Genomic DNA, 1,625 nt, shown 5'->3' with positions numbered 1-1,625 from the left:
AACTCCGGCGGATAGTTGTTCGGCACAGTGAACTCCTTCTTCTGGGAACCAGGGTCCCTCAGAGATCAGGTGTCCATCAAACCGGGGCAAGACCATGACGCCCGCTAAGGCGATAAACACGTAGTAATAGGTAGCGTCGCCCAGCGAGGCGAGAACGACGTAGTCGACGTCTTGCGGGTCGTACACGACCTCGACGAAATCTCCCGGCTTGAGGCCCTCGGCGCTGACCGAGTCCGAGACTTGTACGGTGACCGATTCCTCGGGCGTGGTGTATGACACGATGAGCACATCCGGACCGCCTGCTCGGAGTCGCTCGGGAGGGTGCGCTTCGATGACAAGGGCCGAGATTCGTACGCCACTCTCGAGTACCGCCTCGGTGTGGCGCATCGAAACCGCACAGTAGACGAGGAATCCCAAGACAACCAGCCGCCGGGGGCCGGGGAGTAAGAGTGCGGCGCAGGTTAAGGCGTTCTGCCGTGGGCCCCATTCGGGCGGCCGCGGCCGGGACGATGATGGCTCTCCCACAATCCTCCAGTCATTTGCGCTCTGCTCGGCCCAACGTGGCCATAACGCCGGCGGTTCCGGCCTGAAGGCTGCGGCTCCATCACATGGGTGTCCACGTGGGTGGGCGAGCGCGGTGATGCGACAAAAACCCGGGGTCTCCACCAGAGGCCGGCCACACCCGGACCTCTGCAGGCACCCGCCCCACAGTCCCCAAGCCACCACGAACCCCGATTCGGAAACCCTGAAACGACAAGATCCCGCCTGGTCGCGATGATCAGACGAGATCCCGTCAACGTCTGTCCAACCGTTTCAAGAATGGCCCTTTCGGGAGGGTGGGCCTATTCGCGTGTACAGGTCTCCTCCGTGGCGTTTCGCTCGCGAGGAGGTGTTCTGCTGGGGGCAGCTCAGCCGCAGGTGCTGAAGCCGGGCCTCCAGAAGTTGTGGTGAACGGTGCCTGCTTCCGTCGTGATGCTGATCTTCACGTATCGGATACCGCCGACCTGGTCGTAGCTGAGCCCGATCGGAGCGACCTCATGCCAGGCGCCGTTTTGGTCTCCGTCGATCTGCCTGATCTCACCGTCGACTCGGCTGCACGAAGCGTTGTAGCCGGCGTAGAGCACCTCGGCGCCATGGTCGACCGCACGGACCAGCACCGGGTCGAGGGTGACGGAGCGGTTGTGCCAAATCATCGATCCCTTGGTCTCCGCCAGGGTCCTGCCCGTGTAGTTCTGGTTCTTCACATGGAACGGAGTCGTCGAATCAGCCTGAGCTGGCCCCGCCGGAGCCGTCATGGCGAGAGCCAATGCACTGGACGCCAGCGCAATCATCTTCCGAAAGATCACTGGCTCTCCTGTTGTGTACCCGTCGTCATGTCAGGAAGCCTGCCGGTGGCACGTACAGAGAAACGATGTGCTGGCGTATAGAGGCGCGCAAAGTCGCATAGTTGGATACCGCGAAGTCTCCGCGACCCGGGCTCAGCACGTGGCGAGCATCGCCTGCAACGCCGTCTTCTCGGCCTGCTGAAGCGTGAGCCCCCAGTCGAACTTCACGTCTACCCAGCTCTTGGCGTACGCGCACCGGAAGGGGGCGAGAGGTGGCTGCCAGGCGCTCGGGTCTTGGTC

2 protein-coding genes are annotated in these 1,625 nt (G+C 62.9%); both read right to left on the bottom strand.

The genetic code is table 11. The annotated features are described in order from the left end of the window. Nucleotides 1-387 (bottom strand): hypothetical protein (locus HNR30_RS46620; RefSeq protein ID WP_181616689.1); only part of this gene is annotated, 387 nt, incomplete at its 3' end. 521 nt (nucleotides 388-908) lie between these two features. Next, nucleotides 909-1,346: a hypothetical protein gene (locus tag HNR30_RS46615; RefSeq protein WP_181616688.1), complete on the bottom strand. Its 438-nt coding sequence runs from the start codon at nucleotides 1,344-1,346 to the stop codon at nucleotides 909-911. Between the last annotated feature and the right edge of the window lie 279 nt (nucleotides 1,347-1,625).

Origin of the sequence: Nonomuraea soli, from assembly GCF_013761175.1 — a bacterium.
GTDB lineage: Bacteria > Actinomycetota > Actinomycetes > Streptosporangiales > Streptosporangiaceae > Nonomuraea > Nonomuraea soli.
This window is presented reverse-complemented; position numbering and strand designations above follow the sequence as displayed.